The sequence below is a fragment of the Planomicrobium sp. CPCC 101079 genome, from assembly GCF_007859275.1.
Classification (GTDB): Bacteria; Bacillota; Bacilli; order Bacillales_A; family Planococcaceae; genus Planococcus.
This window is the reverse complement of record NZ_VOHC01000031.1, coordinates 154,117-165,911: the sequence shown is the minus strand read 5'-3', so window position 1 is coordinate 165,911 and position 11,795 is coordinate 154,117. Positions and strand designations below refer to the sequence as shown.

The window sequence follows — 11,795 nt, the reverse complement described above, 5'->3', positions numbered from 1 at the left end:
AATGACGTTAAAAGCAAAAAAATATGTATTTGAACAACAGTTTGCCTTGGCAAAAGAAACGATTTGGAAACTGATCAGTGATAATAACCGCATGAATCCGTATATCGGTATTTTCCCTGTCCAATTCAGCGGGGTTCAAAAAGAGGGTACTAATGTTTTTTATCGGTCGGCCCAGGCAAAAATTGCCGGCCTCATTCCCCTAAAGTGGCAGGAATTTCCCTTTCAATGGGAGGAAAATAAAAGTTATATAGTAGAACGGCGCTATGTCAGCGGTCCGTTGGTTTCGTATACGTGGGGCATAGAGCTGGTCGACAGCAGCGATGCTTTTGCTGAAAAAACGACAGTACGGGTAATTGCTGAATATCTGCCGCGGAATCCGCTTGGCATTGCAGTAGTTTTAGCGATAGGCATCCAATCGATGAAAAACACATTGGCGTATATAGATGATTACGCAAAAGCGGGGGCGGATCCGAGGGAGCTTCCACAAAAAGCGGTAAACGCAAAAGTGAATTTTGTTGAATTGGAAAGGCTTGAAGACCGGTTAAGGAAGTTCCCGGTGGATGCTTCATATATTGTCCTGCTGCACCGCTTTCTAGTCGAAAAAAGCGATTCGGATGTAGCGGTCATGGAACCGATTCAAATCGCAAAGCAGTGGAAAAAAGACTCGGAAGAAGTGCTGCGGATGTTGTTATATGCCACGAAATCTGGAATTCTTAACTTGAGCTGGAATTTAATCTGCCCGAATTGCCGGGTTTCGAAAGTCGACTATAGTTCCCTTTCGCAATTACAAAACCAATTCCATTGCGATTTATGCGGCATTAACTATGATGCAGACTTTGACAGGTATGTAGAACTTCAATTCTCGGTTCACCCTTCAATTCGAAAAGCTTACGCAGAAGTTTATTGTGTAGGGGCACCGCAAATTACGCCGCATATTAAAGTGCAAAAAATTATCGGTGCTGGGCAGACCATTGTACTGCCGATTACAAGTGCCGAAAAAGCGCTTCGCCTGCGCGTCTTGCAGGAAAACAACATGGTCGACATCTTGGACAAGCTGCCGGCGGAAGGCCATCCGGCGCTTCTTGAGTATACGGAAGAAGGCTGGAGCCATTCAAACATTGCAAGGCGCTCAGAAATAAGTCTAACCAACTCCAGCCAGAATGACATAATTGTCGCCTTGGAGCAATCGGATTGGAATGCGGAAACGGTAACTGCCGCAAAAGTTACAGCGATGCAGGAATTTCGGGATCTGTTTTCATCTGAAGTTTTGTCGCCAGGACAACAGATCAGCATCCGCAATGTTACGATCATGTTTACAGATTTGAAAGGTTCCACTTCTTTATATGAAACTGTTGGCGACGCTACCGCATATGGGCAAGTCAATCGCCACTTTGAATTCTTAACGCACTGGATTTCCAAAAACTCAGGAAGTGTGGTCAAAACGATAGGAGACGCGGTCATGGCTGTTTTTCATTTGCCGGAGGACGGCCTTCGGGCGGCGCTGCAAATCCAGCAGCATGTAGCCGAGTTCAACAATGCTGAAAAGGAAGATATTATGTTGAAAATCGGTTTGCATAGTGGACCTGCCATTGCAGTCAATTCAAATGACCGGCTGGATTATTTCGGCAGGACGGTTAATGTTGCGGCAAGACTGCAGGGTGAAGGAGTGGGAGGAGATTTGGTGATTGGCAGAGACTTTTTAGAACAAGTACAGGCAAACGATGTTTTTGCCGAAAGCTCTTTTATGATGGAGCTTTTCCATGCGAACCTGAAAGGAATCGAAGGGCAAATAGAACTGGTTCGCTTGTCTTTGGATAAGAAACCGGAGGAAATTGTGGATTATATTCCGTTATTATTGGTGTAATAAGAAATGATTTTATTGCAGGCGCTGGAGGAATGGATATGCTGATACAAGAGCAAGCCGTCGAAAAAATTTGTGCAAGCCTAAAACAAGATCCGCACGTCAAAGCGGTTTTTGTAAAAGGATCCATGGGCCGTGATGAACATGATGAGCATTCCGATATCGATTTGTACTGCTTGGTCGATGGGGAGCGAGAAAAACAGTTTTTAGCAGCGCGTGAAGCGCATTTAGAGGCGTATCGGCCAATCCTTTTCAGGGATGATATCTTCATTATCGCACCTCAGCTGATCGCTGTGTATGACAACCTACTGCATATCGATTTGTTTACTGTCACACTTGAATCGTTTCCGGAGAAAGATTATTTTCGGGTGCTTTATGATCCGGAAGGCTTGCTTGAATCTTTCCAAGAAACGCAAACCCTGGAGCTGAAATCAGAGGAATTCAGGGATGCCGTTATCGATGTGGCTTGGTTTTTGTTTCAATACCAAAAAGCGAGTACACGCGGAAATACCATTTGGGCGGCAAGGATGCTGACCAACGTGATCGACCACTTAGCGCGTGTGCTGCTGCACAAGTACGCTCCGCTTCGTGCACAGCTGGGAGTTAAAGCACTCGCCAGTTCCTTGCCAACGGAGCTTTTTGAAGAGGTTACAGCAATCATTAATCACATAACGCCGCGGGAACATGCAGTTGCAGCAGTCCGGATTAGTTTGCTAGTCGAACAGGAATTGGAATGGGTCTTAGCGGTATTGCCAAAAGAAACAGAGATTGAACCTTTGCTCCGCAGAATGATTGATGCCCATACCAAAAAAGTGGGTGACACTGACAGCTATAAAGTTGAGGAACGATAAAGAAAAGCAGGACTAAAGCTCATCAAAGGCTTAGTCCTGCTTTCTTCATATATACTTATTCAAGGTTGGCGTGTCTGCCATACATTGTTTGTGAAGTCAGCGATTTTTTCTCCATGATTTTTAAGATGACGGCATCGAAAAACAGCAACAGCGACTGTTCGAAAAGCGAACCCATGGGCTGGATCGATTTGCCGCTATCGCCTTCCGCTTTGGCTTGGGCAGGAATTTCAACAACAATATCGCCGAGTTTTCCAATCGTGGAATCAGGATTGATGGTCACGGCTGCGACAATAGCTCCGATTTTTCGGGCTTTCTCGGTCATGGCAACGAAGCTTTGTGTTTCGCCTGATCCGGAAGCGACAACAAAAATATCGTCAGCATCTAAATTGGGAGTGACAGTTTCCCCGACGATATACGGATCGAGTCCGATATGCATCAAGCGCATAACAAAGGATTTTGCCATAAAGCCCGAGCGGCCGCCGCCAGCAACAAAAATTTTCTTTGAAGCAAGCAGGGCTTCCACCATTTTATCTGCCTCAGAATCCTCAATGGATGACAACACTGTTTGCAGTTCTTTTAAAATCACTTCCGTGTATCCCGCTGTCTGCATCTTAAACAGTCGCGCCTTCTTGAATCAAATTGTAAATTTTTTCAGCTTCCGCTTTTTTGTCTTCTTTGCTTGTGATGCCGCCGCCCACGATAATTAAATCAGGCTGTTCTTGGATTACTTCCGGCAATGTTTCAAGTTTAATGCCGCCAGCAATAGCAACTTTTGAGTTTTTCACAACGCTTTTAATAGTGCGAAGATCAGCAAAAGAATCTTTGCCTTCTGCTTGCAAGTCATATCCAGTATGAACGCAAATATAATCTGCGCCCATGGCATCAAGCTCAATAGCGCGTGTTTTAACGTCTTTAACTGCAATCATATCCACCAAAATTTCTTTGCCTTGCTTTTTCGCTTCTTCTACAGCGCCTTTGATTGAAGCATCTTCTGCTTGTGCCAAGATAGTAACAATGTCTGCACCGGCAGCACTAGCGTTTGCCACTTCATATCCAGCAGCGTCCATAATTTTCACGTCAGCCAAGACGATCAAATTCGGAAAAGCGGCTTTCAGTTCGGAAACGGCTTTAAGCCCTTCTTTGTTAATGACGGGGGTTCCAATCTCGACGATGTCAATATGTTGTTCTACTTCTTTAACAAGCTCGATCGCTTGTGGAATGTCCACTAAGTCTAATGCTAATTGTAATTTCATCTTCTCATTCTCCTCAGTTTCGTTTTTTGTTACTCCTCTAGTGTATGCCTGTACTTCGATTTCCGAAAGTACGCACATTATTCTCATATAGTGACAAAAAGTATACCGTTAACATACGGAAAATAAAAAAAGCGGAAATCCGATCGGATCCCCGCCTTGAAAACCGTTATTTCGCTTTTGACTCTTCTGCTTCGGCAGCAGGCACCGCTACCTCTAAAAAGCTTTTATACGTTTTGCCCCACTCGTACATATTCTCTAAAACAGGCATCAGCGATTGCCCTTGAGCTGTCAATGAGTATTCGACTTTTGGGGGCACTTCCGGATAAATTTCGCGATGAATGATAAAATCCGATTCGAGTTCCCGAAGCTGGGTGACAAGCATTCTTTGGGTTATACCTGGAATCAGCCTTTTCAACTCGTTAAAGCGCTTAGTACCTTCTTTACCAAGGTGCCATAAAATCAACATTTTCCATTTGCCGCCGATCACGGCAAGAGTCAGTTCTTTTTCACAGCTGAATTCCTTTTCGCAAACATGTCCCATCTGTATCCATCTCCTTGTCATTCAAGAACAATCCATGGCAACTTGGCCGCAGCCCCTGTACTTCCGTTCTTCGTATAGAAGAGTATACGCGGTGCAAGTAGGGAAGTAAAACAACTGGTTCTTGCTAGTTGCGGTGCTCTTGGTAGAAGTCTTGTTTGGTTGCTTTTTTCGCTTCAGTTATTTGGTCTGCAGATACAGGCGTTTCATATGCGGCAATTGTGTCTTTGATTTGCTGCGGCGAACTTGCTCCGGCTACGACAGAAGCGACCGTACTGTTTTGCAGAACGCTATGGAGAGATAAGGCATGGAGATTTTCGTGTATGCCCATTAATTTTTGCAGTGTGCTTTTTAATTCACTTTCATTGTAAGTCAGATAGCCGCCCATTTTCTCAGCACGTCTAGGGCCATCATTTGTTAATAGCCCTTTTGCAAGTGTTCCGCGGGTCACAACAGAACGTCCAGCCGAACCAATGTCTGAAAGCCACTCTTCGGGCCGGCGGTCAAACAAGCTATACTGCATCATGATCGAAACGATATCACTTTTTGCTAAAAAGCGGCGGATGACATTGGGGCGAATGGAAGAAATGCCATATTCGCGGATCAATCCCTCTTTTTTCAATGTTTCAAAAGCATCGATCGTTTCTTCTGCGTTATCCGTGATCATGCCGCCGTGCAATTGGTATAAATCGATATAGTCGGTTTGCAGTCTTTTTAAGCTATTGTGGACTTGTTCGATAATATAAGGTTTTGTTGCATTCCATTCGACAACATCGGTATTTTGGCTCCATTGGTTGCCAACTTTCGTAGCTAATACTATGTCTTTCCGGCGGCCTTTCAAAGCTTCTCCGACAAGTTTTTCGTTTTCACCTTTGTTATAGAGATCAGCGGTGTCAAAATAATTGATGCCGTTTGCAACCGCTTCATCCACGATGGCTGTAGCCTGCTTGGGCTCTGTCGGCAAGGACATGCAGCCGAAACCGATTTCACTGACTTTTAAAGAACTGTTTCCAAGATTTACTGTTTTCATGTCATCCCTCCGTTGTAATTTAATGTTTCTCTTATGGTATACTTTGCGATAGAGAAATCACAAATGAAAAGAGGAATATCATGAAAAAGTTTGAAGAAAAAACCATTACTTCAAAACGCATCTACGAAGGGAAAGTCATCAACTTGAAAGTGGATGAAGTCAGCTTGCCGAACGGCAAAACTTCTAAACGTGAGCTGATTGAACATCCTGGGGCAGTTGCAATTGTGGCGTTTACTCCAGAAAACAAAATCATTATGGTAGAACAATACAGGAAAGCGCTGGAACGCTCGATCGTTGAAATCCCTGCCGGCAAATTAGAAAAAGGCGAGGCTCCTGAATATACAGCAATGCGTGAATTGGAAGAAGAAACGGGCTATACAGCCGATTCCCTTGAATTGATTCAATCGTTTTCGACATCTCCAGGGTTTGCGGACGAAGTGATTCATTTGTTTTTCGCAGATGGACTAAAAAAAGCCACAAACGGCGCTGTGCTTGATGAAGATGAATTTGTCGAATTACTTGAAGTTTCAGTTGAAGAAGCAGAACAAATGATGAAAGAAAACCGCATTTATGACGCTAAAACTGCTTTTGCGGTCATCTGGGCAAAACAGCGATTATCAATTAAAAATTAAAACTATTTTTAATTGATAATGATTCTAAAGTAAGAATGATAATATGTTGTAAATGAGAACGCTCCTTTGCTATAATAGAAGCAGTTTAAGGAGGGCGTCGCATGGAAACAAGGATTGATCGTATAAAAAAGCAATTACATGCTGCGAGTTATAAATTGACGCCACAGCGTGAAGCGACCGTCCGGGTTTTGCTGGATCATGAAGAAGACCATTTGAGTGCTGAAGATGTCTATCTTTTAGTAAAAGATATTGCACCGGAAATTGGATTGGCCACTGTTTACCGGACATTGGAATTATTGACTGAATTGAAAATTGTCGACAAAATAAATTTTGGTGATGGAGTCTCCCGCTATGATTTGCGCCAAGAAGGCGCCGCGCACTTCCATCATCATTTAGTATGTTTAGAGTGCGGAGCTGTAGATGAAATACAGGAAGACTTGTTGGAAGATGTTGAAGGCGTTGTCGAAAAACGCTGGAACTTTCAAATTAAAGACCACCGTCTTACGTTTCATGGCATCTGCTGGCGCTGCCATGACCGCAGCTCACAAGATCCATCTCAATGATTGGTGAGAAAAAGAAGGACGGCCCTTGAAGGTCGCCCTTCTTTTTCTTTTTTATACAAAGGAGGTTCCATAATGAAATATGCAAAAGATGCTTTGGATGATTATCTTCATTTTCTGCGCGTAGAGCGGCAGCTGGCTGCAAATACCCTCGTGTCATATGAGCGGGATTTAAAAAGCTATATCCAATATTTAAAAGAAGTTGAACAGCTCGATTCGCTGCGCAAAGTGGAACGCATACATATTTTAAATCATCTGCGCCATTTGAAAGAAACCACTAAAACATCCCGGACCGTTGCAAGGCACATTTCGTCCATTCGTTCGTTCCATCAATTTTTAATCCGTGAACGTGTAGTGGACAACGATCCGACAGTCCATCTGGAAATGCCGCAAATGGATAAAAAACTGCCAAATATCCTGTCCATTGAAGAAGTGGATGCACTAATGCAAGCGCCAGCTCTGGATAAAGCTAATGGAATGCGGGACCAAGCCATGCTTGAACTTTTGTATGCAAGCGGCATGCGTGTCAGCGAATGCATCAATTTGGATATCGAAGATGTCAATCTGACCATGGGCTTTGTCAGGTGCTTTGGCAAGGGAGGAAAAGAGCGCATTATCCCGCTTGGCAAATCCGCTTTGAAAGCATGTAAAAATTATTTGGAAAATGCACGTCCTAGTTTATTGAAAACTGGCGAAAGAACCGATGCGCTATTTATCAATCAACGAGGGAAGCGACTGACGCGGCAAGGATTTTGGAAACTTCTTAAGCAGCATGCTCAAAAAGCAGGTATCCAAAAAGAGCTGACGCCTCATACATTGCGGCATTCGTTTGCGACGCATTTAATTGAAAATGGTGCTGATTTGCGTGCTGTTCAAGAGATGCTTGGCCATGCTGATATTTCAACCACTCAAATATATACGCATGTCAGCAAAACCCGCTTGAAAGACGTGTATTCGCAGTTTCATCCAAGAGCATAAAATAGATGTCAGACTTCCGACAATCCCAAATTTTATGGTAGGATAGAATCGTAAATAAGGAGGAAAAAACATGACTAATAAACCTTTTGAACGCATTCATTTGATTGTCCTTGATTCGGTGGGAATCGGCGAAGCTCCAGATGCTGAAGCTTTCGGCGATACAGGTTCTGATACACTTGGCCATATTGCAGAAAGTGTCGGGGGATTGCATATGCCGAATATGGAAAACCTTGGCTTGAGCAACATTGAACCTGTTAAAGGAATTGCGGTGGCTGAAACACCAGCCGCTTATTATGGCAAGCTTCAGGAAGCATCGGTAGGAAAAGATACAATGACTGGACATTGGGAGATTATGGGCCTTAACATCGATACACCTTTCAAAGTCTATCCGGAAGGGTTTCCAGATTCCTTGATTCAAGCATTGGAAGAAAAGACAGGCCGCAAAGTAATCGGCAACAAACCGGCGAGCGGAACTGAAATTCTTGATGAACTTGGACAGGAGCACATGGAAACGGGTGCCATTATTGTCTATACATCAGCGGATCCAGTATTGCAGATTGCTGCGCACGAAGAGATTGTTCCCTTAGAAGAACTTTACAAGATCTGTGAAATCGCCCGTGAACTGACACTAGATCCTGAATATTTGGTCGGCCGCATTATTGCACGCCCATTCCTTGGCGAACCAGGTGCTTTCAAACGTACATCAAATCGCCATGATTATGCGTTAAAGCCTTTCGACCGGACAGTCATGAACGAGTTGAAAGATATCGGAAAAGATGTTATTGCCATCGGCAAAATCAACGACATTTATAATGGTGAAGGGGTAACTAAAACCATTCGGACAAAAGACAATATGGACGGCATGGATAAACTGGTAGAAGTCGTTGGAGAAGACTTCAGCGGCTTGAGTTTTTTGAACCTGGTTGATTTTGACGCCTTGTTCGGACATCGCAGAGACCCGGAAGGATATGGGGCGGCGCTAGAAGCGTTTGACGCGCGGCTGCCGGAAGTGCTTGAAAAATTGACTGAAAACGATTTGCTCCTCATTACAGCTGACCACGGCAACGATCCAACATTTCCTGGAACAGACCATACACGTGAATATGTTCCGCTGCTTGCCTTTTCACCACGCTTTGAGAGTGGGAAAGAGTTGGGGCTTGGCAAAACGTTTGCAGATATCGGTGCAACAATTGCCGAAAATTTCTCAGCTCCGATGCCAAAGTTCGGAACAAGCTTTTTAACGAAATTAAACTGAAAAGGCGGTATTATTCATGAGAATGGTTGATTTAATAGAAAAGAAACGCGATGGTTTAGAACTTTCCACAGAAGAGATTCAACATATAGTTACAGGCTATACGAACGGTGATATTGAGGATTATCAAATGAGCGCTTTTTTGATGGCGGTTTATTTTCAGAATATGAGCGACCGGGAGCGAGCGGATTTAACGCTGGCGATGGCTGGCTCAGGCGACCAAATCGATTTGTCTGCCATTGAAGGCATCAAAGTGGATAAGCATTCAACTGGCGGCGTCGGCGATACGACGACACTTGTGCTCGGTCCGCTTGTTGCGGCTTGTGGAGTGCCGGTAGCGAAGATGAGCGGCCGTGGGCTTGGGCATACTGGCGGCACAATTGACAAACTCGAAGCCATTGAAGGCTTTCATGTGGAATTGTCTACGGAAGATTTTATTAAACAAGTAAATGACATTAAAGTGGCTGTTATTGGCCAAAGCGGAAATTTGACGCCAGCAGACAAGAAATTGTACGCACTGCGTGATGTGACGGCAACTGTAAACAGCATTCCGTTGATTGCAAGCTCGATCATGAGCAAAAAAATTGCTGCTGGTGCGGATGCCATTGTTTTGGATGTTAAAACAGGCGAAGGCGCTTTTATGAAGACAGAAGAAGATGCGAAGGAACTTGCGCATGCAATGGTGGGGATCGGCAATGCAACTGGCCGCAAAACGATGGCGATTATTTCTGATATGAGCCAGCCGCTTGGCTTTGCAATCGGCAATGCACTTGAAGTGAAAGAAGCGATTGAAACGCTGCAAGGAAAAGGGCCGGAAGATTTGACAGAGCTTTGCTTGGTGCTTGGCAGCCAAATGGTTGTTGTGGGCGGGAAAGCGGATACGCTAGAAGAAGCGCGCGCGATGCTTGTCCAAGCAATCGAAAGCGGGGAAGCTCTGGCTATTTTCAAGCAATTTATCGAGAGCCAAGGCGGCAATCCAGCTGTTGTAGACGATGTGGAGCTGCTGCCGCAAGCCGCATTCAAAGTAGATGTGCCATCTGAAAGGGAAGGTTATATATCGTTTATGGAAGCTGATGAAATCGGCACTGCAGCCATGATTTTAGGCGCCGGAAGAGCGACAAAAGAGTCAGTAATCGATTTAGCGGTTGGTATTGTCCTGCACAAGAAAGTGGGCGACTTTGTCCATAAAGGCGAATCAATAGCGACTGTTTATTCCAATACGGAAGATGTCGCGGAATGTTTGCGCATGTTGTATAATAGTGTAGAATATTCAAGCGAACCGGTTGAAAAAACGCCGCTTATTTCTGCGGTGATCACCGATTAACCAATCTTGCTGAGTTTATTCTCAGCAAGATTTTTCATATCTGCCATTCGCGGCTAGGAGGGAACTCATGCATTTATACGGTACACAAGCTATTGATGAGCAAGGGCATTTGACAATTGGCGGCACAGACGCTGTCGAACTGGCGAAAGAATACGGTACACCACTTTTTGTATATGATATTCAATTATTCCGGGAGCGTGCTAAAGCTTTCCAGAAGACCTTTGAAGATGAAGGGCTTGGCTACCAAGTGGCCTATGCCAGTAAAGCTTTTTCAAGCATCGCGATTTACCAGGTGGCGGCTGAAGAGAACTTGTCACTTGATGTTGTATCCGGAGGGGAGCTATACACTGCCATACAAGCGGGTTTCCCGACAGAAAAGATCCATTTTCACGGCAATAATAAAAGCGAAGCAGAATTGCGCATGGCTTTTGAAGAAAAAATAGGCTGCATCGTCGTCGATAATTTTTACGAAATCGATCTTTTGAAAAAACTTTCAGAAGAACTTGAACAGCCGATGAATATCCTATTGCGGGTTACTCCGGGTGTTGAAGCGCATACGCATGACTATATTACAACAGGCCAGGAAGATTCGAAGTTCGGTTTCGATCTAAAGAATGGCCAGGCGGATAAAGCATTTAAACAGACATACGGGCATTCTTTCTTAAAATTGATGGGGCTTCATTGCCACATCGGCTCGCAAATTTTTGATACAACAGGCTTTCAGCTGGCTGCTGAAAAATTGGTAGGAAAAATGTCGAACTGGGAAAAAGATTACGGGTACCGCTGCCCGGTCCTGAACCTTGGCGGTGGTTTTGGCATTCGCTATACCGAAGAAGACCAGCCACTTGAACCGGCTATCTATGTTCGGGATATGATCCGGACAGTCAAGAAGGTGTCGGCAGCAGCAGATTTCCAGCTGCCCGAAATCTGGATTGAGCCGGGCCGCTCGTTGGTTGGAGATGCAGGTACGACGTTATATACAGTTGGATCGATGAAAGAAGTTCCAGGTCTACGCAAATACGCGGCGGTTGACGGCGGAATGTCCGATAATATCCGCCCTGCTTTATATGGAGCGAAATACACTTCGCTGCTCGCCAATAAAGCGAATGCAAAAGCAAGCGAACAGTACACCATTGCCGGAAAGCTTTGTGAGTCAGGAGACAAGCTGATCGAAGAGGCGCATTTGCCGACTTTGGAAGCTGGAGATATTTTAAGTGTGTTCTGCACAGGCGCTTACGGATATTCCATGGCCAGTAATTACAACCGTATCGGCCGCCCCGCTGTTGTATTCGTTGAAAACGGGGAACATCAGCTAGTAGTACGCCGGGAGACCAATGAAGATCTGATCACGCATGACATGTCATACCAGCAAAAAGTGAAGGGCAAATGAATAAAGCCAACGTTTTTTTATTGATTTTCTTGCTGGTCGTGGCCATCGGGTGGGGAATCCTCTATTGGGTCCTGTTCGCAGATAATGTTCTAGGCGGTTAAACTTTCTGGGAACTTGTGTTCTTTG

Annotated in this window: 12 protein-coding genes; 8 read left to right on the top strand and 4 right to left on the bottom strand. The window is 44.6% G+C overall.

The window, feature by feature from the left end:
- Position 1: 1 nt before the first annotated feature.
- Both FQV28_RS17125 and FQV28_RS17120 read left to right on the top strand, forming a co-directional pair.
- Entirely contained in the window at positions 2-1,864 is a 1,863-nt protein-coding gene (locus tag FQV28_RS17125) for an adenylate/guanylate cyclase domain-containing protein (RefSeq protein ID WP_146497729.1), read from the top strand.
- Between the two features lie 38 nt (positions 1,865-1,902).
- The gene (locus FQV28_RS17120) at positions 1,903-2,712 is read left to right on the top strand and encodes a nucleotidyltransferase domain-containing protein (protein ID WP_146497728.1); all 810 of its coding nucleotides are present in this window, start codon (positions 1,903-1,905) and stop codon (positions 2,710-2,712) included.
- Positions 2,713-2,767: 55 nt separating this feature from the next.
- Here FQV28_RS17120 and hxlB read toward each other — a convergent pair whose 3' ends face one another.
- The 4 genes from hxlB to FQV28_RS17100 form a co-directional block, all read right to left on the bottom strand.
- Positions 2,768-3,322: a 6-phospho-3-hexuloisomerase gene (gene hxlB, locus FQV28_RS17115; protein ID WP_146497727.1), complete on the bottom strand. Its 555-nt coding sequence runs from the start codon at positions 3,320-3,322 to the stop codon at positions 2,768-2,770.
- Position 3,323: 1 nt separating this feature from the next.
- Positions 3,324-3,965 (bottom strand): 3-hexulose-6-phosphate synthase, encoded by a 642-nt coding sequence (gene hxlA, locus FQV28_RS17110; RefSeq protein ID WP_146497726.1) that lies wholly within the window; start codon positions 3,963-3,965, stop codon positions 3,324-3,326.
- A gap of 166 nt (positions 3,966-4,131) precedes the next feature.
- Positions 4,132-4,506, bottom strand: a complete 375-nt coding sequence (locus FQV28_RS17105; RefSeq protein WP_146497725.1) for a winged helix-turn-helix transcriptional regulator — start codon at positions 4,504-4,506, stop codon at positions 4,132-4,134.
- 124 nt (positions 4,507-4,630) lie between these two features.
- Positions 4,631-5,533 carry an aldo/keto reductase gene (locus FQV28_RS17100; RefSeq protein WP_146497724.1) on the bottom strand — a complete coding sequence of 301 codons (903 nt, stop codon included), beginning with the start codon at positions 5,531-5,533 and terminating at the stop codon, positions 4,631-4,633.
- 80 nt (positions 5,534-5,613) lie between these two features.
- Between FQV28_RS17100 and FQV28_RS17095 the strand changes: the two genes are divergently transcribed.
- The 6 genes from FQV28_RS17095 to lysA all read left to right on the top strand — a co-directional run bounded on the left by FQV28_RS17095 (position 5,614) and on the right by lysA (position 11,669).
- Positions 5,614-6,165, top strand: a complete 552-nt coding sequence (locus FQV28_RS17095) for an NUDIX hydrolase (RefSeq protein ID WP_146497723.1) — start codon at positions 5,614-5,616, stop codon at positions 6,163-6,165.
- 101 nt (positions 6,166-6,266) lie between these two features.
- A complete protein-coding gene (gene fur / locus FQV28_RS17090) occupies positions 6,267-6,728 on the top strand; it encodes a ferric iron uptake transcriptional regulator (RefSeq protein WP_146497722.1) in 462 nt (153 codons plus the stop codon).
- Positions 6,729-6,800: 72 nt separating this feature from the next.
- On the top strand, positions 6,801-7,703 hold the full coding sequence (gene xerD / locus FQV28_RS17085) for a site-specific tyrosine recombinase XerD (protein WP_146497721.1): 903 nt from the start codon (positions 6,801-6,803) through the stop codon (positions 7,701-7,703).
- Positions 7,704-7,773: 70 nt separating this feature from the next.
- On the top strand, positions 7,774-8,958 hold the full coding sequence (gene deoB, locus FQV28_RS17080; RefSeq protein WP_146497720.1) for a phosphopentomutase: 1,185 nt from the start codon (positions 7,774-7,776) through the stop codon (positions 8,956-8,958).
- Positions 8,959-8,974: 16 nt separating this feature from the next.
- Entirely contained in the window at positions 8,975-10,279 is a 1,305-nt protein-coding gene (locus FQV28_RS17075; protein ID WP_146497719.1) for a pyrimidine-nucleoside phosphorylase, read from the top strand.
- Between the two features lie 67 nt (positions 10,280-10,346).
- A complete protein-coding gene (lysA, locus tag FQV28_RS17070) occupies positions 10,347-11,669 on the top strand; it encodes a diaminopimelate decarboxylase (RefSeq protein WP_146497718.1) in 1,323 nt (440 codons plus the stop codon).
- The last annotated feature ends 126 nt before the right edge of the window (positions 11,670-11,795 follow it).

Bases quoted from the DNA above. Each gene is read 5' to 3' on its own strand.
- FQV28_RS17125 (WP_146497729.1), top strand. From the start codon at position 2: ATGACGTTAAAAGCAAAAAAATATGTATTTGAACAACAGTTTGCCTTG.
- FQV28_RS17120 (WP_146497728.1), top strand. From the start codon at position 1,903: ATGCTGATACAAGAGCAAGCCGTCGAAAAAATTTGTGCAAGCCTAAAA.
- hxlB (WP_146497727.1), bottom strand. From the start codon at position 3,322: ATGCAGACAGCGGGATACACGGAAGTGATTTTAAAAGAACTGCAAACA.
- hxlA (WP_146497726.1), bottom strand. From the start codon at position 3,965: ATGAAATTACAATTAGCATTAGACTTAGTGGACATTCCACAAGCGATC.
- FQV28_RS17105 (WP_146497725.1), bottom strand. From the start codon at position 4,506: ATGGGACATGTTTGCGAAAAGGAATTCAGCTGTGAAAAAGAACTGACT.
- FQV28_RS17100 (WP_146497724.1), bottom strand. From the start codon at position 5,533: ATGAAAACAGTAAATCTTGGAAACAGTTCTTTAAAAGTCAGTGAAATC.
- FQV28_RS17095 (WP_146497723.1), top strand. From the start codon at position 5,614: ATGAAAAAGTTTGAAGAAAAAACCATTACTTCAAAACGCATCTACGAA.
- fur (WP_146497722.1), top strand. From the start codon at position 6,267: ATGGAAACAAGGATTGATCGTATAAAAAAGCAATTACATGCTGCGAGT.
- xerD (WP_146497721.1), top strand. From the start codon at position 6,801: ATGAAATATGCAAAAGATGCTTTGGATGATTATCTTCATTTTCTGCGC.
- deoB (WP_146497720.1), top strand. From the start codon at position 7,774: ATGACTAATAAACCTTTTGAACGCATTCATTTGATTGTCCTTGATTCG.
- FQV28_RS17075 (WP_146497719.1), top strand. From the start codon at position 8,975: ATGAGAATGGTTGATTTAATAGAAAAGAAACGCGATGGTTTAGAACTT.
- lysA (WP_146497718.1), top strand. From the start codon at position 10,347: ATGCATTTATACGGTACACAAGCTATTGATGAGCAAGGGCATTTGACA.